This is a genomic window from Ancylobacter aquaticus (assembly GCF_004339465.1).
GTDB lineage: Bacteria > Pseudomonadota > Alphaproteobacteria > Rhizobiales > Xanthobacteraceae > Ancylobacter > Ancylobacter aquaticus.
This window is the reverse complement of record NZ_SMFY01000001.1, coordinates 59,623-79,451: the sequence shown is the minus strand read 5'-3', so window position 1 is coordinate 79,451 and position 19,829 is coordinate 59,623. Positions and strand designations below refer to the sequence as shown.

Genomic DNA, 19,829 nt, shown 5'->3' with positions numbered 1-19,829 from the left:
GCGCCGCCTCTACCCTCGCGCACTGCGCCAGTGCGGATAGGTGACATAGGCCGTCACCGCGCCCTCTTCATGAGAGCGGATGGTGACGGCCTCGCCCTTGGGCATGTAGACGATTTCACCGGGGCCGGCTTCCACCGTCTCGGCCCCGGTCGACACCGAAAGCCGCCCGGCCAGAAGGATCATGATGTCGTCGACAGCCATGGTTTCGGTGAGTGTCTGGTCGGGGGCGTAGCGGCCATAGCCGATCGTGACCGGTCCGCCATGGCGCTCATCGACCAGATTGCCGGCGTAGATTTCCGCGTCGCTCCCGGGCGAGCGCTCCAGCGTGACATCGGCAAGGGCGAATTTCTGCAGTTTCATCGTCATCTCCATGCGGCATAGCCGGCGCGCCGATGGGCGCCCTGTGGGGATGACGGGTGCGCGGGCGGCAGGTTCCCGGTCTGAACCGCTTGTGACAACCGGCGCCCGGCCTGTGCCGAGCGCCGGATGGTTCGCGGGAGCCTCCCGATACGGCGGGAGGGCGCCCTCTAACTCTATGATAGAGAACGCGTTATCCGATCAACTTGCGTTGCAAGCTGATCGGCGCGTGCTCTAGCCGCGCGTCGCGCGGGGCAGCACGAAGCGCTCGATGGCGTGGGCGACGCCGTCCTCCTCGTTGCTGAGGGTGACGAAATGCGCCTGCTCCTTCACTTCCGGCGCGCCATTGCCCATGGCGATGGCGAGGCCGCCGACCCCGAACATCGGCAGGTCGTTCGACATGTCGCCGATCACCGCCACCTCGTTGAGCGGCACCCCGTAATGCCGGGCGAAGGCGCGCACGGCATAGCCCTTGTCGGTGCCGGGGGGCGTCATGTCGAGATATTTGGCCTGCGAGCGCCGCGCCGTGGCGCCCTCGCCCACCAGCGCCTGAAGCTCGGGCTCGCTCGCCGCCAGCATGTCGAAATCGGTCGAGGAAAACACGATCTTGCCGGCCCGGGTGATGTGGTCGCCGAAATCCTCCACCACGGTCGGCGGGAAGGCGACGGTGCGGGTCTCGCCGGCGACATAGGTGCTGTTCGGGTCGGTGACGAACCACTCATTGTCGGCGAACACCCAGACGGAGGCCCCGCGCGACGTCATCAGCGCGATGCCGGCGCGGGCCGCTTCGGCGGCGACGAAATGCTCCTCCACCACCGAGAAGTCGCGGCGCAGGATGGAGCCGCCATTAAAGCCGCCGAACAGGTCGACATTCAGCGCCTCCACCATCAGCTTCATACCGCGCGGCGGGCGGGCCGAGACGGCGGCAAAGGCGATGCCGGCTTCATGAAGGCGGCGCACAGCCTCGACAGTGGCCGGGGCCACCTGTTTCGCCTTGTTCACCAGCGTGCCGTCGACATCCGACACCATGAGGCGGATCCGCGAGGCGGGGGCGCTTGTCGCTCCCCCGCGCTCGTCGGTTGCGTCAGCGAGGTTCGATACGCTCATCGTGGGCGATCCCTTTCGAGCGGAAGCCATTGGAAGCCGTCCTGCGCCAGCATCACGTCCGACATGGCCGGGCCGCTGGAGCCGGCGGAATAGTACTGCACCTCGTTCTCGCCACCCCCGACCGCCTCCAGGATCGGCTCCACCGCCTCCCAGCCGGCCTCGATGGTGTCGGCACGCTGGAACAGGGTGGGGTCGCCGCACAGGCAGTCATAGATCAGCGTCTCATAGCCGGTGGAAGGCGCCGCCTTGAAGTAGTCGGCATATTTGAAGCTCATCTCGACATCCGAAAGCTTGACCTTGCGGCCGGGCACCTTGGCGGCAAAGCGCAGCGAGACGCCCTCGTCGGGCTGGACATGGATGACCATCAGGTTCGGCTTCAGCGCCGTGGGCAGATGGCGGAACAGCACACCCGGCGCCCGCTTGAACTGGATGGCGATTTCGGTGCGCCGCACCGCCAGCGCCTTGCCGGTGCGGACATAGAACGGCACGCCGTTCCAGCGCCAGGAATCGACGAAGCACTTCAGCGCCACATAGGTCTCGGTGCGGCTGTCGGGATCGACGTCCTTCTCGTCGCGATAGTCCTTCACCGCCTCGCCATTGACGAAGCCGGCGCGGTACTGGCCGCGCACCGCCGCGCCGATCGCCTCACTCGGGCGCATATGGCGGATGGCTTCGATGACCTTGGTCTTTTCCGAGCGCACCGCGTCGGCATCGAAGGAGTTCGGCGGCTCCATCGCGGTCATGGCGAGCAGCTGGAACATGTGGTTCGGCACCATGTCGCGCAGCGCGCCGGTCGCGTCGTAGAAGCCGCCGCGCTGCTCCACCGTCACCGTCTCGGCGGCGGTGATCTGGACATGGTCGATATATTCCTTGCTCCAGATCGGCTCGAAAATGCCGTTGCCGAAGCGCAGCGCCATCATGTTCTGGACCGTTTCCTTGCCGAGGAAATGGTCGATCCGGTAAATCTGCCGCTCGTCGGCAACCGCCAGTAGGCGCCGGTTGAGCGCCTTCGCCGACGCCATGTCCGATCCGAAGGGCTTTTCCACGACGATATGGCGGAAGGCATCCTCGGTCTCCTTGAGCAGGCCGGCGGCGCCGAGCTGCTCGGAGATGGTGGCGAAGAAGCGCGGCGCCACGGCGAGATAGAACACCGCATTGCCGGTCTGCGCATTGCGCTGGTCCAGCCGCTCGCGGATGCGCCCATAGGTGGCGGGGTCCTCGAAATCGCCGGAGACGTAGAAGATCCGGCTGATCAGCCAACACCAGGTCTCGCCCTCGGTATCGAGCGAGCCCGGCAGTTCCTTCACCGCGTCGGTGAGGAAGGCGCGGTAGTCCTCCTCGCTCTGGGCGACATGGTCGACGCCGACAATGGCGAAGTCGTCGACCAGCACGCCCTCATGGGCGAGGTTGTAGAGCGAAGGCAGCAACAGGCGCTTGGTAAGATCGCCCGAGGCACCGAAGATGAAAAAGGTCGAGGCCGGTGCCGGCGCCGTATCGGGCGCCAGCACCTTCTGGCCGAGGACGACGGACTCGCTTCCCATGGATCGCTGGCCCGCTTACTTGGTCTTGAATTCGGTGTGGCCACCGAACTGGAAGCGCATCGCCGACAGCAGCTTCTCGCCGAACGTATGGTCCTGGCGCGAGCGGAAGCGGGTGTAGAGCGCGGCGGAAAGCACCTCGGCGGACACCGCCTCCTCGATCGCGGCCATCACGGTCCAGCGACCCTCGCCCGAATCAGCGACTTCGCCGGGGAAATCGCTCAGCTGCTCGTCCTTGGTCAGGGCGATGGCCGAGAGATCGAGCAGCCAGGAGGACACCACGCTGCCGCGCCGCCAGACTTCGGAAACGTCCGCGAGATCGAGCGTGAAGCGCTCATTTTCCGGAAGGGCCGTGGAATCCTTGTGCCGGAGAATCTCGAAGCCTTCGGCATAAGCCTGCATCAGGCCGTATTCGATGCCGTTATGCACCATCTTGACGAAATGGCCGGAGCCGGCCGGGCCGCAATGCATGTAGCCGTGCTCGACACGGGAATCGCGCCCTTCGCGGCCGGGCGTGCGGGGAATGTCGCCAAGGCCGGGGGCGAGGGCGGCAAAGATCGGGTCGAGGCGATCCACCGCCTCGTTGGTGCCGCCGATCATCATGCAATAGCCGCGCTCGAGGCCCCACACGCCGCCGGAGGTGCCGACGTCGATATAGTGCAGGCCCTTGGGCTCCAGCTCGGCGGCGCGGCGGATGTCGTCCTTGTAGAAGGTGTTGCCGCCGTCGATGATGACATCGCCCGGCGCCAGCATGCCGGCCAGGGTGGAAATGGTGCTCTCTGTCGGCGCGCCGGCCGGCAGCATCACCCAGATGGCGCGCGGCGCGTCGAGCTTGGCGACGAGATCGGCGAGATCGCCAGCGGGCCGGTTACCTTCGCCGCCCAGCTCCGTCACGGCGGCCTCGTTGCGGTCCCACACCACGCAGTCATGTCCCGCCTTGGTGAGACGACGCGCGATATTTCCACCCATGCGGCCGAGGCCAACGATTCCGAGCTGCATCTGCTTTTCTCCCCGATACGACGCCCGCGCCCACGAACCCAGCGGTCCGGGCCGGCGCCCGTTGCATTCAAGCCGAATGTCTAGGCCAAGCCTATGCCGACCATGCGACAATTGAAACGGGCGCGGGTGTGAAACCGCCCCCATCTGCCGGCGGCGGCGCGTTCACAACTCAGGAAGAGAACTCGGTCTCGTGCTTCAGCACGTCCTCGGCCTCGGGGTTGAGCGGGCGCGCGGGACGCTCGGGAGCGACCAGCGGCTCGGGTTCGAGCGGCAGCGGTCCGCGATCTTCGCCCTCGGCGAGCTGCCGGCGCAGACGCTCCATGTCACGCTGGCGCACATCGGCCACGGTGGCCTGCGCGGTCGCGGCGTCAATGCCGTTGGCCCGCAGGGCGGCCTCGCCGAAGGCAAGCGCCGATTCGAAAGTCTCGCGGATCTCGTAATCCACCCCGCGCCCGCGCAGCGCCACCGCATGGGTCCGGTCGAAGGCCCGCGCGTGCAGGCGCACATCGGGCATGTTCTGGCGGATGATCTCGACAATACGGTCGGTGGTCTCGCGCCGGTCGACGCAGACGGCGACGACCCGCGCCCGATCGGCACCGGCGGCGCGCAGCACGTCGAGCCTCGTGCCGTCGCCGTAATAGATACGGAAGCCGAAGCGGCCGGCGTTCTGGATCATCTCGACGTCGTTGTCGATGATCGTCACCTCCAACCCGCGCGCCAGCAGGCATTGCGAGACGATCTGGCCGAAGCGGCCAAAGCCCACGACCAGCACCGAGCCGTGCGCGTCGCTGAAATCCTCGCTCGGCAGGGCGGTGGTACGGCGCTCAAGCCGCCGGGCCAGCTTCTCCCCGACCAGCGCCACCGGCGGGCCGAGCAGCATGGTCATGGCGGCGCAGGCGACGAGCATGTCGGACTGGCGCGAATCGATCAGGCCCAGGCCGAGTGCGAGTGGAAACAGCACGAAGGAGAACTCGCCCGCCGGCGTCAGCACTGAGGCGGAGCGCACCGCATCGGCCCGCGTGCTGTCGGAAAAGCGGAACACCGCCCACACCGACACCGCCTTCACCAGCGTCACCAGCAGCGTGCCGATGATAAGCAGCGGCGCGTTGGCGAGCACCACCTGCAGGTTCATCGACATGCCCACGCCCATGAAGAACAGGGCGATCAGCAAGCCACGGAAGGCGTCGATATTGGCTTCCAGCTCGTGGCGGAAACTCGATTCGGAGAGCATGACGCCGGCCAAGAATGCGCCCAGCGCCATCGACATGCCGGCCGAGGCCATCAACGCACCGGCCCCGAGCACCACCAGCAGCGCCGCCGCCGTCATCACCTCGCGGGCCCCGGAACGGGCGAGGATGCGGAACAGCGGGGTGAGCAGATAGCGCCCGGCGCCGACGATGAGCAGCATCGCGCCGAGGATGATGGCCACATGCTCGGCCGAATCGAGGAAGCTGCGCTCCTCATGCACGCCCTGCCCGAGAAACGGCAGCAGGGCCAGCAGCGGCACGATCGCCATGTCCTGGAACAGCAGCACGCCAAAGGCCCGCTGGCCATAGGGCTGGGCGAGTCCGCTCTTTTCCTCCAGCAGTTGCAGCGCGATCGAGGTCGCCGACAGCGCCAGGGCCATGCCCGCCACCAGCGCGCCGCGCCAGTCGAAGCCGGTGGCTGCGTAGTGGGTCAGCACGGCAATTGCGGCGCCGCTGAACAGGAGCTGCGCCGTCCCCAGCCCGAAGATCGCCCGCCGCAGCGCCAGCAGCCGCGAGAATTGCAGTTCCAGCCCGATGATGAACAGCAGCAGCACGACGCCGATCTCTGCGACGGTGATGATCCGCTCGGGATCGTCAAACGCCCCGATGCCGGAAGGGCCTATCGCAACCCCGGCCAGGAGGTAGCCAACGATCGGCGACAGGCCGAGCCGGCGCGCCACCGGAACGGCGATGACGGCAGTGGCGAGAAACACCAGGGCCCCCAGCAGCAATCCGTGTCCGTCTTCATGCATGGACCCGCCATCCCTTGCCCGCTGCCTCGCCTCACAGTAGCGGATCGGATGACGCGCGCCGATGGCGGAAGCATGATGGAACCGCAAAGAATCCACCCGGGAGGCGGCGATTGGGCAAAATCATGCGTCCTGGAAACTCTTGAGGGAACATGACCTTACGGCAGCTAGAACGACGCGGACCCGACATGGAAAGGCCGGCACCGCCCTTCGGCGTGCCGGCCCTGCGGGCGGATCGCCCCGGCTCAGTGGTGGTGCGCGGTCGGGCCGGGGACGTCGAGCGTCGGGCGCGGGGCGGGAATGGTATCGCGGCTGACCTTGGGCAGCGAGCGCAGCGCTTCCAGCACGTCCGGCGCCAGTCCCTCGCCGCCGGCGGCGATATGGTCCTCGATGCGGGCGCGCATGCGCGGGTCCCAGAAGTCCCGGATGTGCTTGGCAACGCCCTTCACGGTCTTCTCATGGCCCTGCGGCTGGAAGAACTTGCCGATCTGGTTCGCCATGTAGACCAGACGTTCCATCGTGTTAGCCGACATGGGCGATACGTTCCTTCTCTGCCCCGTCCAGCACGATGCGATGGGGGTGGGTAAAGACTTCGAATCCATCATCGCGGGCGATGGCAACGAGCGTGATGCCCGCTTTCTCCGCCGTGCGCAGGGCAAGCGCCGTAGGGGCGGACACCGCCACCAGCACCGAGGCTCCGAGCATGGCGGTCTTCTGCACCATCTCGATCGACACACGGCTGGTCAGCAGCACCACGCCGCCGCCCGCAGCGTGGCCGTCGCGGACGAGATGGCCTACGAGCTTGTCGAGCGCGTTATGGCGCCCGACATCCTCGCGCACCGCCACCAGCCCGGCTTCGGGTTCCCAGAAGGCGGCCGCATGCACGGCGCGGGTCTGGTGGTTCAAGAGCTGCGCCGGCGGCAGCGAGGCCACGGCGCGGGAAATCTCGGCGGCGCTGAACCGCGCCCCGTCCGGCACGGTGCGGGCGGGCTTCACCGCCAGTTCGAGGCTTTCGACCCCGCACAGGCCGCAGCCAGTCGGGCCGGCGATCTGCCGACGGCGCGCCACCATCTGGCCGGCGCGCGCCTCGTCCAGCCACAGCCGAACCTCGACCCCGAGCACGCCAGCCTCGTCCTCGAATTCCAGCGTCTCGATGGAGAGCACGTCGGCGAGGCTGTCGATCACGCCCTCGGTCAGGCTGAAGCCATAGCCGAAATCGTCGAGATCGGCGGGAGTCGCCATCATCACGGCATAGGTCGAGCCGTTATGGACGATGGCGACCGCTGTCTCCTCGGGGATCGCCCGCTCGCCCACCGTCGCTCCCGAAGGAGTGACGGCAAGGCGCGAGACGCGGGCGACCGGCGCGATCATCGGCGCGAGGCTCCGCTCACTCCGCCGCAACCGCGATACGGCGGCTCTGGCGGGTGAACTCGTCATAGTCTTCCTGCCACTCGGACGGACCGTTCGAGCGGGCGATCTGCACCGCCGTCACCTTGAACTCGGGGCAATTGGTGGCCCAGTCCGAGAAGTCGGTGGTGACGACATTGGCCTGCGTCGTCGGGTGGTGGAAGGTGGTGTAGACGACGCCCGGCGCCACGCGGTCGGTGATCTGCGCGCGCAGGGTGGTGGAGCCGGCGCGGCTGTCGATCCGCACCCAGTCGCCGTCGCGCACGCCGCGCTGCTCGGCATCATGGGGGTGAATTTCCAGCACGTCCTCGGGATGCCAGGCCACGTTCTCGGTGCGGCGGGTCTGCGCGCCGACATTGTAGTGGCTGAGAATGCGGCCGGTGGTCAGCAGCAGCGGGAAGCGCGGGCCCGAACGCTCGTCGGTGGCCACATATTCGGTGAGCACGAACTTGCCCTTGCCGCGCGCGAAGCCGCCAATGTGCATGATCGGCATGCCCTCGGGATTGGCGTCGTTGCAGGGCCACTGCACTGAGCCCATCTCGTCGAGCTTCTTGAACGACACGCCGGCGAAGCTCGGGGTGAGGGCGGCGATCTCGTCCATGATCTGCGAGGGGTGGGTGTAGTTCCAGTCCATGCCGATGGCACGAGCCAGCATCTGGGTAACTTCCCAGTCGCCATAGCCGTTCTTCGGCGCCATCACCTTGCGCACGAGCTGGATGCGGCGCTCGGCATTGGTGAAGGTACCGTCCTTCTCCAGGAAGGTGCAGCCCGGCAGGAAGACATGGGCATAGGCGGCGGTCTCGTTCAGGAACAGGTCCTGCACGATCACCAGCTCCATGGCCGCGAGGCCGGAAGCGACGTGATGCGTGTCCGGATCGGACTGGAGAATGTCCTCGCCCTGGATGTAGATCGCCTTGAACGTGCCGTCGACGGCGGCGTCCAGCATGTTGGGAATGCGCAGGCCCGGCTCGGGGTCAAGCGGGCGGCCCCACATGGCCTCGAAGGTGGCGCGGGTGGCATCGTCGGAGATGTGGCGATAGCCCGGCAGTTCATGGGGGAACGAGCCCATGTCGCACGAACCCTGCACGTTGTTCTGGCCGCGCAGCGGGTTCACGCCGACGCCGCGGCGGCCGATATTGCCGGTCGCCATGGCGAGGTTGGCGATCGCCATAACCGTGGTCGAGCCCTGGCTGTGCTCGGTGACGCCGAGGCCGTAGTAGATCGCGCCATTGCCGCCGGTGGCGAAGAGGCGGGCGGCGGCGCGGATCTGCTCGGCCGGAACGCCGGAAATCTTCTCGACTTCCTCAGGCGAGTGGCGCGGATCGGCGACGAACTCGGCCCAGTCCTGGAATTCCTCCCAGTCGCAGAACTGGCGCACATATTCCTCGTCCACCAGACCTTCGGTGACGACGACATGGGCCAGCGCGGTGACGACGGCCACATTGGTGCCCGGCTGCAGCGGCAGGTGGTAGTCGGCCGTGACGTGGGGCGAGCGCACGAGGTCGATGCGGCGCGGATCGATGACGATCAGCTTGGCGCCCTCGCGCAGCCGCTTCTTCATCCGCGAGCCGAACACCGGGTGGCCATCGGTCGGGTTGGCGCCGATCACGAGGATGACGTCGGAATCCTCGACCGAATCGAAGTCCTGCGTGCCCGCCGAGGTGCCGAAGGCCTGGTTCAGGCCATAGCCCGTCGGCGAATGGCAAACGCGGGCGCAGGTATCGACATTGTTGGTGCCGAAGCCGGCGCGGATGATCTTCTGGACGAGATAGGCTTCCTCATTGGTGCAGCGCGAGGAGGTAATTCCGCCGACCGACTTGCGGCCATAGGTGTCCTGGATGCGCTTCAGCTCGGAGGCGGTGTAGGCGATCGCCTCTTCCCACGACACTTCGCGCCACGGCTCCGTGACCTTGGAGCGGATCATCGGCTTGAGGATGCGATCCTGATGCGTGGCATAGCCCCACGCGAACCGGCCCTTGACGCAGCTATGGCCGCGATTGGCCTTGCCGTCCTTCCAAGGCACCATGCGGACCACTTCCTGGCCGCGCATTTCCGCCTTGAAGGTGCAGCCGACGCCGCAATAGGCGCAGGTCGTCACCACCGAATGCTCGGGCGTGCCGATGTCGATCAGGCGCTTTTCGGAGAGGGTGGCGGTCGGGCAGGCCTGCACGCAGGCGCCGCAGGAGACGCATTCCGAGGTGAGGAACGCTTCCGACTGGCCGGCCGATACGCGGCTGTCGAAGCCACGGCCGGAAATGGTTAGCGCGAACGTGCCCTGCACTTCCTCGCAGGCGCGTACGCAGCGGTTGCAGACGATGCACTTGGAGGGGTCGTAGGTGAAATAGGGATTCGACTCGTCCTTCGGGATGACCAGCTCGGAGGAGGGAGCGAAGTGATTGGCGCCCTCCATTCCGTAGCGGACCTCTCGCAGGCCGACCGCGCCAGCCATGTCCTGCAATTCGCAATCGCCATTGGCGGCGCAGGTAAGGCAGTCCAGCGGATGGTCGGAAATGTAGAGCTCCATCACGCCCTTGCGAAGCTGGGCGAGACGCGGGGTCTGGGTATGGACCTTCAGGCCCGGCGCAACCGGCGTGGTGCAGGAGGCCGGGGTGCCATTGCGGCCCTCGATCTCGATCAGGCACAGGCGGCAGGAGCCGAAGGCCTCCAGCGAATCGGTGGCGCAGAGCTTGGGAATCTGCGTCCCCATCTCCATCGCCGCGCGCATGATGGAGGTGCCTTCCGGCACCGTCACTTCCATACCGTCAATGGTGAGCGTCACCATCTTGTCGGTCTTGGGAGCGGGCGTTCCGTAGTCGATCTCATGGATGAGTGACATGGGCGTCCTCCTATTCGGCGGCTTCGAGGACGACGCGCGGGGGCGCACCGAAATCCTCGGGGAAATGGTTCAGCGCACTCAGCACCGGATACGGGGTAAACCCGCCAAGGGCGCAAAGGGATCCGAGCTTCATCGTCTGGCAGAGGTCGGTGAGCGTCACGAGGTTCGCCTCGACCCGCTCGCCGGCAATGATCCTGTCCATCAATTCGACGCCACGCGTCGAGCCGATGCGGCAGGGCGTGCACTTGCCGCAGCTTTCCACGGAGCAGAACTCCATGGCGAAGCGGGCCATCTTGGCGAGGTCGGAGCTCTCGTCGAACACGACGATGCCGCCATGGCCGATCAGCGCGTCCTTGGCCGCGAAGGCCTCGTAGTCGAAGGGCAGGTCGAACTGCCAGGTCGGGACATAGGCGCCGAGCGGGCCGCCGACCTGGGCAGCCTTGACCGGCTTGCCGGTGGCGGTGCCGCCGCCGATGTCGTTGATCAACTCGCCCAGCGTGATACCGAAGGCGGTTTCGAACAGGCCGCCGAACTTCACATTGCCGGCGATCTGGATCGGCATCGTGCCGCGCGAGCGGCCCATGCCGAAATCGGCGTAGAACTGCCCGCCATCCGCCAGGATATGCGGCACGGCGGTGAGCGAGAGCACGTTGTTGATGACGGTCGGCTTCTGGAACAGGCCCTTATGCGCCGGCAGCGGCGGCTTGGCCCGCACCGTGCCGCGCTTGCCTTCCAGGCTGTCGAGCAGGGCGGTTTCCTCGCCGCACACATAGGCGCCGGCGCCCATGCGTACTTCCATATCGAAGCTGTAGGGCGAGCCGGCGATATTGGCGCCAAGCATGCCATTGGCCCGCGCCACCTCGACCGCCTTCTCCATCGCCCAGATGGCGTGCGGATATTCCGAGCGGGTGTAGACATAGCCCTTGGTGGCACCCACCGCGATGCCGGCGATGGTCATGCCCTCGATCAGCTCGAAGGGGTCGCCTTCCATGATCATGCGGTCGGCAAACGTGCCACTGTCGCCTTCGTCCGCGTTGCAGACGATGTATTTCTGGTCGCCCTTGGCGTCCGCGACCGTCTTCCACTTGATGGCGGTGGGAAAGCCGGCGCCACCGCGCCCGCGCAGGCCGGACGTCTTCACTTCTTCGATAATGCCCGCCGGGCCCAGCGTCAGCGCGCGCTCCAGCCCGCGATAGCCGCCATGGGCGCGGTAATCCTCAAAGGAAGCCGGGTCGATGATGCCGCAGCGGGCGAAGGTGAGGCGGGTCTGCTTCGCCAGGAAGGGGTGCTCTTCCGGCTTGCCGATGCGCAGCGCATGGTCGCCGCCGGTCAGGAAGCCAGCCGCAAACAGGCCTTCGACGTCGCCAGCATCGACCGGACCATAGGCGATGCGGCCCTGGTCGGTGACGACCTCGATCATCGGCTCCAGCCAGAGCATGCCGCGCGAGCCGTTGCGCACGATCTCGATCGGCTGGCCGGACGCCAGCGCAGCGGCGGCGATGGCTTCGGCCACCTCGTCGGCGCCGCAGGCGATAGCGCAGGCGTCCTTGGGAACGTAGATGCGAATGGTCATGGAACTGGTGCTCACGACTGCGCCTCCGCGATCAGAGCGTCGAGCCGGCGCTCATTGAGCCGCGCGACAATCCGGCCGTCGAGCATGGCCGCCGGCGCCGTGGCACACAGGCCGAGGCAATAGATCGGCTCGACGGTGACGCGCCCATCCGCCGTGGTCTCGCCCAGCTTGCAGCCCAGCTTGTGCTCGGCATGGTCGGCCAGAATGTCGCCACCCGCCGCCTGACAGGCCTCGGCGCGGCAGATCTTCAGTACGTGGCGACCGGCCGGCTCGTGGCGGAAATCATGATAAAAGGTCACGACGCCGTGGACTTCGGCGCGGGAGACGTTGAGCTTCTCGGCCAGCATCGGCACGACGGCGTCGGGCACATGGCCAAACGTCTCCTGCACCGCGTGGAGCATCGGCATCAGCGGGCCTTCCAGATGAGCGAACTCATCGATGACCGCGCGGGCGCGCTCGTCGCTCCAGGGTTCGTAATGCGGCATTTCTCCCGTAGCCTTCTTTTAGAATTTTCCAAAGGTGAAGATGGTACGTGGCGGAAGCGAAATCAATTCAGGTGTTCCGTGCCTTGATAGAATTTTTCTATCAACAATCTGGCGGAGGCCGCCCTTACCTTTCGTCAGCCTCTTTTGTCCGATGTTCATGGATTGTTCTTGACGTCGCGTCGTGACCCCCTATCCTGTCACCAGCGTGCCTGACGATGTTTACGGTCGTCGCGGTACGGACGGAGGGGCGAATGGTCCAGCGGGTGGCGACAGTGGCGTTCGAGGGCGTCGAGACGCGCCCGGTCGACGTTCAAGTTCAGGTGAGCCCGGGCCTGCCCGCGTTCAATCTGGTCGGCCTGGCCGACAAGGCGGTCACCGAGGCGAAGGAGCGGGTGCGTGCCGCCCTCACCGCTTCCGGCCTCGCCCTGCCCGCCCGGCGCATTACCGTCAATCTTGCGCCCGCCGACCTGCCGAAGGAAGGCAGCCATTACGACCTGCCGATCGCGCTGGGGCTGATGGCGGCGATCGGCGCCATCGCGCCCGATGCGCTGGACGGGTTTACCGTCGTCGGCGAACTGGCGCTCGACGGGCGCATCGCGGCGGTCGCCGGGGTGCTGCCGGCCGCGATCGGCGCCAATGCCCGCAGCCATGGCCTCATCTGCCCCGAGGCCTGCGGACCGGAAGCCGCCTGGGCCAGCCCGGATATGGCCGTGCTGGCTCCGCATTCGCTGATCCAGCTGGTCAATCACTTCGCCGGGCGCCAATTGCTCGCCCGTCCCGAGCCACGCCTGGAAGCCGGCACGGCGCACCTGCCTGATCTCACTGACGTGAAGGGGCAGGAAACCGCCCGGCGGGCGCTGGAAATTGCCGCCGCCGGGCGCCACAATCTCCTGCTCAGCGGGCCACCCGGGGCCGGCAAATCGATGCTGGCGCAGCGGCTGCCCTCGATCCTGCCGCCGCTCACACCCTCCGAACTGCTCGAAGTGTCGATGGTCGCCTCGGTTGCCGGCACGCTGCAGGGCGGTGCGCTCACCAGCCGGCGCCCCTTCCGCGCCCCGCACCACTCCGCCAGCATGGCGGCGATGGTGGGCGGAGGCATGCGGGCCCGACCCGGCGAGGTATCGCTGGCGCATAATGGCGTGCTGTTCCTCGACGAACTTCCGGAATTCGCCCCGGCCGTGCTCGATTCCCTGCGCCAGCCTCTGGAAACCGGGGAGGCGGTGATCGCCCGTGCCAATCACCGCATCTCCTACCCCGCGCGCTTCCAGCTCATCGCCGCGATGAACCCCTGCCGCTGTGGCCGGGCGGGCGAGCCGGGCCAAACCTGCCGGCGCGGTCCCCGCTGCGCGGCAGAGTACCAGGCGCGCCTGTCCGGCCCGTTTCTCGACCGGGTGGACCTGCACCTCGACGTGCCGGCCGTGGCGGCGGTCGATCTCGTGCGGCCCGGCCCTTCCGAGCCCAGCGCCGCCGTCGCGCTGCGGGTGGCTCAGGCGCGCGCCGTGCAGCGCGAGCGCTTCTGCGCACTCGGCCGGCCTGACCTGTTCACCAATGCCGAGGCCAGCGGGCCGGTACTGGAAGAGATCGCGACCCCCGACGCCGCCGGCTCGGCATTGCTGGCAGACGCAGCCAAGCTCATGCGCCTTTCGGCGCGCGGCTATCACCGGGTGCTGCGGGTGGCGCGCACCCTGGCCGATCTTGCCGGCGCCGAGGCTGTCGGGCGGCCCCATCTCGCCGAGGCGCTCGCTTACCGCGCCGCCGCCGACCGCAACGCCACCGCCGCCTGAAGAGGAGGCGGCAGGGTAAGGCGGCCGGCTTGGCGCAGGGCGCCGGCAAAATCGGGAGCGCCGGCCGAGGCGCGGGACGGTGAAGGAGGCCCGGCACGCCGGGCGGAGGCGGCGCGAAGATGTAGGTGCCGCACGGTGGGGGACGCTGCCGTTCTGGGGCTGCCCATTCGCACGCGCCGCCGCTCCGACGCCGTCCGTTCGGGGGTGCCGAGCCGTGAGGGTGTCGAGACTTTCGTGTGTACCGAGGCCTGTGTGTACGAGGGCTGCGTGTGGCAAGACGTGTGAGTGCACACGCTTGCATGTGGCCAGACCAGTGCGTGCGAGGCCTGTGTGCCGAGGTTTGCGAGGAGGCATTCAGCCACGCGGACATGTGGCGGCGCTGGCATGTGCGCGCCGGCGCGTCGCAGAGGGCAGGGGGTGGCTGGCGGCCATCGTTGCACCACGCGGTCACGCATCCGCAGAGGCGCGGCCAATTCCTCGCCGGAGCATCGTTGCCTCGCTCGCGCAGTAACGCCCCTGCAGAGGGCTTCGCACGGTGGTTGAGGCGTGGCGTATGGATACTCCAATCACCCAGAGAGACCGTTTGGACACCAACTCGGCACACCCTCAGGCCGACCGCAGCGGGTGGCGGATGGCCGGGATCGGCGCCGGCATGCCTTGCCGATACCGGACGGCACCCGGGATCGTTGCGGGATGATGCGGGTGGAAGAGTCTCCAAGCGGACATTCGCATTTCGCCGTACACGGCGCCGGTTGGGACCGCCGGGTCGCGCCGCGCCGCCATCCCGACGAGCGCCCATCGGCGCTGGCGCGGGTGCCCCCGGGCGGGACCAGACGCATGATGTTGACCAGTTGTGCATCACGTTGACCAGTTGTGCATCGCCCTTCCCGGCACTGGCCCGTTTGCCCCTGGGCGCGACACTCGCCTTCGTGCGACCAGTCATCCTTGCGTCCCCCGTGGGGCGCGAGGTGGTCGATGACGGGACACTCCCCTCGCGCAGCCAGCCATCCCACCGGCGAGTAGCGCCGGCGACACGCGTTCCCGGCGCGTGCCGGCGGCCTGTACTGCCGCTGGGGGAGGCCGACGCGGCCGGGCTGTCACATGGGCGTCCGAGAAATGTGATTCCTGTCACAAACCGCTATAGTGAAGGCAGCGTGGGGGTCGGTCATGACGCAGTTGTTCGCCGATGGGACTGTCGAGACACCGCCGTCATCGCGGCTCTCCGCCCTGACCGCCGCGCTTGCCATGCCCGGGCTGGCGGCCTGGCGCAGCTTGTTCACCCCCGGGAGCACCACGCCGGGGCCGAAGGCCGCCGCGCCGCTGCGGCTGGTGCCTGCGGCCTTCACTCCCTCGCGGCTGCTGCCGGCGCTGCGTTCCTATTCCGGCGTGCGCCATCGCGGCAGCCGGGGCGAGCCCGGCCCGGCGACGCTGGGGCGGATCGGCGGTCTGGAAGTGCGCCTCGCGGTGACGGCGGCGGATGTGCGCCGCGCCCAGCGCTTGCGCTACGAGGTGTTCTACGAGGAAATGTCGGCGACTCCGGTCGCTGCCATGCGGCTCACCCGGCGCGATGTCGATGCCTTTGACGGCATTTGCGACCACCTTCTTGTGCTCGACCATGAGTCCTGCCGAATGGTGCGCGGGCGGCGGGTGCCGCGCGTGGTCGGCACCTACCGGCTGCTGCGCCAGGAGATCGCCGAACGTCACGACGGTTTCTACACCGCCGGCGAGTTCGACATCGCCCCCCTATTGGCGCGTCATCCGCACCGGCGCTTCCTGGAGCTCGGCCGCTCCTGCGTGCTCGCCCCCTATCGCAACAAGCGTACGGTGGAGCTACTCTGGCACGGCATCTGGGCCTATGTGCGCCGCCACGGAATCGATGTGATGTTCGGCTGCGCCAGCCTTGAGGGCTGCGATCCGCAGGCGCTGGCCCGGCCGCTCGCCTTCCTGCATCATTTCGCGCCCACCGATCCCGAATGGGCGGCGCAGGCGCTGCCCCGCCATGCCGCGCCGATGGATCTCGTCCCGGTCGAAGCGCTGGATGCCAAGGCGGCGCTCGCCTCGTTGCCGCCGTTGATCAAGGGCTATCTGCGCATCGGCGCCCAGATCGGGCGCGGCGCCGTCATTGATCGCCAGTTCGGCACCACCGATGTGCTGATCGTGCTGCCAGTGGAAAAGATCAGCCCGCGCTATGTCGATCATTTCGGGGCCAATGGCGAGCGCCACGCCGCCTGATTCCGGCGAGGCTGTCAGCCGGTCCGGAAGTCGATCCCGCGCCCTCCCACGTGTCCGTCCCTTTGGGGCGTCGCCACATCCCCTTCGCGCCGTCCATCGCGCGCGCCTCAGTCTTGCGTGAAGACGGGCGCCCTCCCATATCGCTTCCAACGGGATGCCTGAACGGGGTCCCATCACACAAAGTCGCTTCAGACGAGGACTTTGGGAGCATGTCGCGTATTCCCTCGCTGTCGAGCCCCTTCCTGCTCGGCTTTGACGAGGTCGAGCGGGCGCTCGACCGGGTCATGAAAGGTTCCGACGGGTACCCGCCCTATAATATCGAGCGGGTCGCCACGGCGGAACAGCCGGAAAAGCTCCGCATCACCCTTGCCGTCGCGGGATTCACCCGCGAGCAGCTGGAGGTGACGGTGGAGGAGAAGGAACTCGTCATCCGTGGCCGCCAGAGCGAAGAGCACGGGCGGGTCTTTCTTCACCGTGGCATCGCCGCACGCCAGTTTCAGCGCGTCTTCGTGCTGGCCGAGGGCATGCGGGTGATCAGTGCCGAGCTGAAGAACGGCCTGCTCTGCGTCGAATTGGTTCGGCCGGAACCGGAACGCGTCGTCCGGCGTATCACCATAGCGACGGATGAATGACGCAGCCCCAAGCCGGTCTCGACTGTGCGCAGAGGAGTAGCCGATCATGAACAACGAATTCCACATCGACCCCGCCGCCGCCGGTTCGGCGCTGGCCGGCGCCCTCACCGCGGAAGATTTCGCCAATCTCGGCGGCGGGCACATCGCCTATCTGCGTACCATCCGTTCCGAAGAGGCGGCCGAGCTCTTTCCGCAGGCCCATCTCTCGCCGGGCCTGACGCTGTTCACCCTGCACGCCGCCGATGGCACGCCGATCATGCTGACCGACAGCCGCGAAGCGGCGATCGCCAACGCCATGCAGAACGAGCTGGTGACGCTCAGCGTCCACTGAACCAGCGCTACGCGGCTCATGAAAAGACGGCACCGTCTCGATCGAGGCGGTGCCGTTCTCATCTCTCACGGGCAAGGCCGTAGATGGCCCCCGTCGCCGGCCCCGCGTTCAGGCGCGCTTGGCCTCGATCATGTCCCACACCGTCACCGCGATGTCCGGGCCGCCGATCCTTTTGATGGCGCGGATGCCCGTCGGCGCGGTGACGTTGATCTCGGTGAGGTGGCCGTCGATCACGTCGATGCCGGTGAGCAGCAGCCCGCGCGCGCGCAGTGCTGGGCCCAGCCGCTCGCAGATTTCGCGCTCGCGCGGCGTCAGGTCTGTTTCGGCCGCCGCCCCGCCGCGCACCATGTTGGAGCGCAGGTCGCCCTCGCTCGGCACGCGATTGACCGCGCCGGCAAAGACGCCGTCCACCAAGATGATGCGCTTGTCGCCATGCTTCACCCCGGGAAGGAAGCGCTGCACCACCCAGGGCTCACGAAACGTGCTGGCAAACAGGTCGTAGAGCGAGCCAAAATTCAGATCGTCACGGGTGAGGCGGAACACCGAAGCGCCGCCATGGCCGTAGAGCGGCTTCATCACGATGTCGCCGAACTCGTCACGGAACGCCTTGATTTCATCGAGGTCGCGGGTGATCAGCGTCGGCGGCATCAGATCGGGAAAGTCGGTGACGAAGATCTTCTCCGGCGCGTTGCGCACATGGGCGGGGTCGTTCACCACCAGCGTGCGCGGATGGATGCGCTCCAGCAGATGCGTCGCGGTGATGTAGTTCAGGTCGAAGGGCGGGTCCTGCCGCATCAGGATCACGTCGAACGTGTCGAGCCGCACGCGCTGGGCGGCGCCGAGCGTGAAATGGTCGCCCTTCACATCGCGCACTTCCAGCGGCTGCACGGTGGCGAACACCTCGCCGTCGCGCATCGCGAGGCGGTCGGTGGTGTAGTAGGAGAGCGAATGGCCGCGGGCCTGCGCTTCCAGCATCAGGGCGAAGGCGGAATCGCCGGCAATATTGATGCGGTCGATCGGGTCCATCTGGACGGCGACGTTGAGGCTCATGTGAGTTCCGTCTGCGACAGGAGGGAGCCGGCCTGAGGCGGAGTCGCCCGGCGGCATTCGCCTTCCTGTTTAATCGCTCGCGCGGCGTGGCGCCACGGCCTCGTTACCCCCGCTCATTCCGCCTCGAAGGCCCCCGGCAGATGCAGCGGCGGTGCCCCGGGGGCCACCAGCACCACATCGAGCCGCATATCGAGCCCTGCCAACTCGGGGTGGCGGGAGAGATAGATTTCCGCCGCGCCAACGATACGCCGGCGCTGGCGCAGCAGGATCGACTCGGCTGCGAAACGAAGCGAAGCGCGCGCCTTGACCTCAATGAAGACCACCAGCCCGTCGCGCCGCGCCACCAGGTCGATCTCGCCACGCGGGGTGCGGGCGCGCCGCTCCAGAATGGCGAAGCCCTTGGCCTCGAACAACGTCGCTGCGGCAGCCTCCGCCTCGACGCCACGGGCGAAGGCGGCCCGCCGCCGCCGCAGCGCCGCCTCGGGCGGGGCCTCCTCCGGCCGCGCCTTGTCAGCCATCGCCGCCCTGCAGCGCCAGCGCCCGGGCATAGACAGCCCGGCGGGGCAGGCCGGTCGCGGTCGCCACCGCCGCCGCCGCATCCTTCACCGAGAGCGTGGCGAGCGCCGCCCTGAGGGCCGCGTCGAGATCGGCGGCGCTTGATTCCTGCGCCCCCGGCGGGCCGATCACCAGCACGATCTCGCCTCGGGGCGGGCCGGCCTCGGCATAGAAGGCGGCGAGCACGTCCAGCGTGCCGCGCCGCGCCTCCTCGAAGGTCTTGGTGAGTTCACGGCACACCGCCGCCGGGCGTGGGCCAAGCCCGGCAGCGAGGTCGGCGAGGCTTTCCGGCAGGCGCGGGCCCGATTCATAGAGGATGAGAGTCGCCGGCAACGTCTTGAGTTCGCTGATCCGGGTGCGGCGGGCGCCGCTCTTGGCCGGCAGGAAGCCCTCGAAGAAGAAACGGTCGGTCGGCAGGCCCGCTGCCACGAGAGCAGCGAGGCTCGCCGAGGCGCCGGGCAGGGGGACCACCCGGTGCCCGGCCTCGATCGCCGCCGCCACCAGCTTGTAGCCGGGATCGGAGACCAGCGGCGTGCCGGCATCCGACACCTGCGCCACCACGCCCCCTTGCGCCAGCCGGGCCAGCAGGCGGGGGCGCGCCTGTTCGGCATTGTGGTCGTGATAGGCGACCAGCTTCGTTTCGATTCCGTAGCGCTCCAGCAGCCGCCGTGTGATGCGGGTGTCCTCGCAGGCGATGATGTCGGCGCCCGCCAGCGTTTCAAGCGCGCGCAGCGTCACGTCGCCGAGATTGCCGATCGGCGTCGCGACGATGTAGAGGCCGGGCTGCGGGCGCGCGGCGGGAAGACTGTGCGCGCCGATGCGAAAGCTGCGGGCGGCGGCCGTGCCGGGGGCGGTCTCAGGGGGAAGCGTATCGGAGGAAAGCGTCATGGCGGCGCATTGTAGAGAGCCCCGGCGGCGCCGTCATGCGTCTCGTCATGCGCCCGTTC

17 protein-coding genes are annotated in these 19,829 nt (G+C 67.8%); 4 read left to right on the top strand and 13 right to left on the bottom strand.

Translation table 11 applies throughout. The features are described from left to right. Positions 1 to 9: 9 nt before the first annotated feature. From EV667_RS00415 to EV667_RS00370, 10 genes are all read right to left on the bottom strand, one after another. Positions 10 to 360 (bottom strand): AraC family ligand binding domain-containing protein, encoded by a 351-nt coding sequence (locus EV667_RS00415; protein WP_131833376.1) that lies wholly within the window; start codon positions 358 to 360, stop codon positions 10 to 12. A gap of 231 nt (positions 361 to 591) precedes the next feature. After that, positions 592 to 1,464, bottom strand: coding sequence for a Cof-type HAD-IIB family hydrolase (locus EV667_RS00410; protein WP_131833375.1), 873 nt, complete (start codon positions 1,462 to 1,464; stop codon positions 592 to 594). Next, positions 1,461 to 3,005 carry a glucose-6-phosphate dehydrogenase gene (gene zwf, locus EV667_RS00405; RefSeq protein ID WP_131833374.1) on the bottom strand — a complete coding sequence of 515 codons (1,545 nt, stop codon included), beginning with the start codon at positions 3,003 to 3,005 and terminating at the stop codon, positions 1,461 to 1,463. The genes EV667_RS00410 and zwf overlap by 4 nt, the downstream gene beginning before the upstream one ends. 15 nt (positions 3,006 to 3,020) lie before the next feature. After that, a complete protein-coding gene (gnd, locus tag EV667_RS00400) occupies positions 3,021 to 4,145 on the bottom strand; it encodes a phosphogluconate dehydrogenase (NAD(+)-dependent, decarboxylating) (protein WP_131833373.1) in 1,125 nt (374 codons plus the stop codon). 25 nt (positions 4,146 to 4,170) lie between these two features. After that, positions 4,171 to 6,000: a monovalent cation:proton antiporter-2 (CPA2) family protein gene (locus EV667_RS00395; RefSeq protein WP_131833372.1), complete on the bottom strand. Its 1,830-nt coding sequence runs from the start codon at positions 5,998 to 6,000 to the stop codon at positions 4,171 to 4,173. Between the two features lie 242 nt (positions 6,001 to 6,242). Then, positions 6,243 to 6,530, bottom strand: coding sequence for a formate dehydrogenase subunit delta (locus EV667_RS00390; RefSeq protein ID WP_207907650.1), 288 nt, complete (start codon positions 6,528 to 6,530; stop codon positions 6,243 to 6,245). Beyond that, positions 6,520 to 7,368: a formate dehydrogenase accessory sulfurtransferase FdhD gene (fdhD, locus tag EV667_RS00385; protein ID WP_131833371.1), complete on the bottom strand. Its 849-nt coding sequence runs from the start codon at positions 7,366 to 7,368 to the stop codon at positions 6,520 to 6,522. The genes EV667_RS00390 and fdhD overlap by 11 nt, the downstream gene beginning before the upstream one ends. A gap of 16 nt (positions 7,369 to 7,384) precedes the next feature. Then, on the bottom strand, positions 7,385 to 10,240 hold the full coding sequence (gene fdhF, locus EV667_RS00380) for a formate dehydrogenase subunit alpha (protein WP_131833370.1): 2,856 nt from the start codon (positions 10,238 to 10,240) through the stop codon (positions 7,385 to 7,387). A 10-nt stretch (positions 10,241 to 10,250) separates the two neighbouring features. Next, positions 10,251 to 11,813 (bottom strand): formate dehydrogenase beta subunit, encoded by a 1,563-nt coding sequence (locus EV667_RS00375; protein WP_207907697.1) that lies wholly within the window; start codon positions 11,811 to 11,813, stop codon positions 10,251 to 10,253. An 11-nt stretch (positions 11,814 to 11,824) separates the two neighbouring features. Further along, positions 11,825 to 12,298, bottom strand: a complete 474-nt coding sequence (locus EV667_RS00370) for a formate dehydrogenase subunit gamma (protein ID WP_131833368.1) — start codon at positions 12,296 to 12,298, stop codon at positions 11,825 to 11,827. Positions 12,299 to 12,549: 251 nt separating this feature from the next. Between EV667_RS00370 and EV667_RS00365 the strand changes: the two genes are divergently transcribed. From EV667_RS00365 to EV667_RS00350, 4 genes are all read left to right on the top strand, one after another. After that, complete coding sequence (locus EV667_RS00365) at positions 12,550 to 14,082, top strand: YifB family Mg chelatase-like AAA ATPase (protein ID WP_131833367.1); 1,533 nt, start codon at positions 12,550 to 12,552, stop codon at positions 14,080 to 14,082. Positions 14,083 to 15,249: 1,167 nt separating this feature from the next. Then, positions 15,250 to 16,314 carry a l-ornithine N(alpha)-acyltransferase gene (gene olsB / locus EV667_RS00360; RefSeq protein WP_131833366.1) on the top strand — a complete coding sequence of 355 codons (1,065 nt, stop codon included), beginning with the start codon at positions 15,250 to 15,252 and terminating at the stop codon, positions 16,312 to 16,314. Positions 16,315 to 16,523: 209 nt separating this feature from the next. Further along, the gene (locus EV667_RS00355) at positions 16,524 to 16,946 is read left to right on the top strand and encodes an Hsp20 family protein (RefSeq protein ID WP_131833365.1); all 423 of its coding nucleotides are present in this window, start codon (positions 16,524 to 16,526) and stop codon (positions 16,944 to 16,946) included. 46 nt (positions 16,947 to 16,992) lie between these two features. Continuing rightward, positions 16,993 to 17,277 (top strand): BQ00720 family protein, encoded by a 285-nt coding sequence (locus EV667_RS00350; protein WP_131833364.1) that lies wholly within the window; start codon positions 16,993 to 16,995, stop codon positions 17,275 to 17,277. 108 nt (positions 17,278 to 17,385) lie between these two features. On the opposite strand, the gene gshB is transcribed toward EV667_RS00350, so the two are convergent. The 3 genes from gshB to rsmI all read right to left on the bottom strand — a co-directional run bounded on the left by gshB (position 17,386) and on the right by rsmI (position 19,770). After that, positions 17,386 to 18,327 carry a glutathione synthase gene (gshB, locus tag EV667_RS00345; protein WP_131833363.1) on the bottom strand — a complete coding sequence of 314 codons (942 nt, stop codon included), beginning with the start codon at positions 18,325 to 18,327 and terminating at the stop codon, positions 17,386 to 17,388. 113 nt (positions 18,328 to 18,440) lie between these two features. Then, positions 18,441 to 18,845, bottom strand: coding sequence for a YraN family protein (locus EV667_RS00340; RefSeq protein ID WP_131833362.1), 405 nt, complete (start codon positions 18,843 to 18,845; stop codon positions 18,441 to 18,443). Then, on the bottom strand, positions 18,838 to 19,770 hold the full coding sequence (gene rsmI / locus EV667_RS00335; RefSeq protein ID WP_131833361.1) for a 16S rRNA (cytidine(1402)-2'-O)-methyltransferase: 933 nt from the start codon (positions 19,768 to 19,770) through the stop codon (positions 18,838 to 18,840). The genes EV667_RS00340 and rsmI overlap by 8 nt, the downstream gene beginning before the upstream one ends. Positions 19,771 to 19,829 lie beyond the last annotated feature (59 nt).

Coding starts and splice junctions, on each gene's coding strand:
- fdhD (WP_131833371.1), bottom strand. CDS start 7,368: ATGATCGCGCCGGTCGCCCGCGTCTCGCGCCTTGCCGTCACTCCTTCG.
- fdhF (WP_131833370.1), bottom strand. CDS start 10,240: ATGTCACTCATCCATGAGATCGACTACGGAACGCCCGCTCCCAAGACC.
- rsmI (WP_131833361.1), bottom strand. CDS start 19,770: ATGACGCTTTCCTCCGATACGCTTCCCCCTGAGACCGCCCCCGGCACG.
- gnd (WP_131833373.1), bottom strand. CDS start 4,145: ATGGGGGCGGTTTCACACCCGCGCCCGTTTCAATTGTCGCATGGTCGG.
- EV667_RS00410 (WP_131833375.1), bottom strand. CDS start 1,464: ATGAGCGTATCGAACCTCGCTGACGCAACCGACGAGCGCGGGGGAGCG.
- gshB (WP_131833363.1), bottom strand. CDS start 18,327: ATGAGCCTCAACGTCGCCGTCCAGATGGACCCGATCGACCGCATCAAT.
- EV667_RS00340 (WP_131833362.1), bottom strand. CDS start 18,845: ATGGCTGACAAGGCGCGGCCGGAGGAGGCCCCGCCCGAGGCGGCGCTG.
- zwf (WP_131833374.1), bottom strand. CDS start 3,005: ATGGGAAGCGAGTCCGTCGTCCTCGGCCAGAAGGTGCTGGCGCCCGAT.
- EV667_RS00365 (WP_131833367.1), top strand. CDS start 12,550: ATGGTCCAGCGGGTGGCGACAGTGGCGTTCGAGGGCGTCGAGACGCGC.
- EV667_RS00390 (WP_207907650.1), bottom strand. CDS start 6,530: ATGTCGGCTAACACGATGGAACGTCTGGTCTACATGGCGAACCAGATC.
- EV667_RS00395 (WP_131833372.1), bottom strand. CDS start 6,000: ATGCATGAAGACGGACACGGATTGCTGCTGGGGGCCCTGGTGTTTCTC.
- EV667_RS00355 (WP_131833365.1), top strand. CDS start 16,524: ATGTCGCGTATTCCCTCGCTGTCGAGCCCCTTCCTGCTCGGCTTTGAC.
- EV667_RS00350 (WP_131833364.1), top strand. CDS start 16,993: ATGAACAACGAATTCCACATCGACCCCGCCGCCGCCGGTTCGGCGCTG.
- EV667_RS00375 (WP_207907697.1), bottom strand. CDS start 11,813: ATGACCATTCGCATCTACGTTCCCAAGGACGCCTGCGCTATCGCCTGC.
- EV667_RS00415 (WP_131833376.1), bottom strand. CDS start 360: ATGAAACTGCAGAAATTCGCCCTTGCCGATGTCACGCTGGAGCGCTCG.
- olsB (WP_131833366.1), top strand. CDS start 15,250: ATGACGCAGTTGTTCGCCGATGGGACTGTCGAGACACCGCCGTCATCG.
- EV667_RS00370 (WP_131833368.1), bottom strand. CDS start 12,298: ATGCCGCATTACGAACCCTGGAGCGACGAGCGCGCCCGCGCGGTCATC.